Annotated in this window: 1 protein-coding gene; it reads left to right on the forward strand. The window is 67.3% G+C overall.

All coding sequences use genetic code 11. From position 1 onward, the window contains the following. A partial coding sequence (locus ABD323_RS42720) for a carbohydrate ABC transporter permease (protein ID WP_344447435.1) occupies nt 1-685 on the forward strand: 685 nt, incomplete at its 5' end. Nucleotides 686-730: the final 45 nt, after the last annotated feature.

Genomic DNA, 730 nt, shown 5'->3' on the forward strand with positions numbered 1-730 from the left:
GTTCTGGTCGCACTTCGTCTGGACCATCGCATGGACGGTCATCTGTGTGACCCTCACCTACTCGACCGGTCTGGCGCTGGCCATGCTGATGAACCAGCGGCTCCGCGGCCGCAGCCTCTACCGGCTGATGCTGATCCTGCCGTGGGCGGTGCCGACCTTCGTCACGATCTTCTCCTGGCGGCTGATGCTGGCCGACGGCGGCGTGGTGAACGGGCTGCTCGGCTCGCTCGGCCTGCCCGAACGCGCCTGGCTCTCCGACCCGTTGGCGCAGAAGGCGGCGGCCATCCTGGTCAACACCTGGGTCGGCTTCCCGTTCATGATGCTCTCGCTCCTCGGCGGGCTGCAGTCGATCCCCGGTGAGCTGTACGAGGCCGCCGAGATCGACGGTGCAGGGCAGTGGCGGATCGTCGCCGCCATCAAGCTCCCGGCGATCCGGGGCGCCCTGGTCATCGCCACCATCTTCTCGATCATCGGCAGCTTCCAGCTCTTCAACGAGCCGAGCATCCTGCAGGGGCTGGCGCCCAACGCGATCACCACCTCGTACACCCCCAACCTCTACACGTACTCGCTGTCGTTCGCCCGGCAGCAGCACGACTACGCCGCGACCGTCGCCATCGTCATGGGACTGATCACCATGGTGATCGCCTACGTCGTCCAGCTGCGCGGCATGCGAAAGGCAGCGTGACGCATGAGCAGCCCCACGACCGCCCCGGCCCGGAACCGACGGACC

The organism is Kitasatospora nipponensis, from assembly GCF_039528135.1.
Classification (GTDB): Bacteria; Actinomycetota; Actinomycetes; order Streptomycetales; family Streptomycetaceae; genus Kitasatospora; species Kitasatospora nipponensis.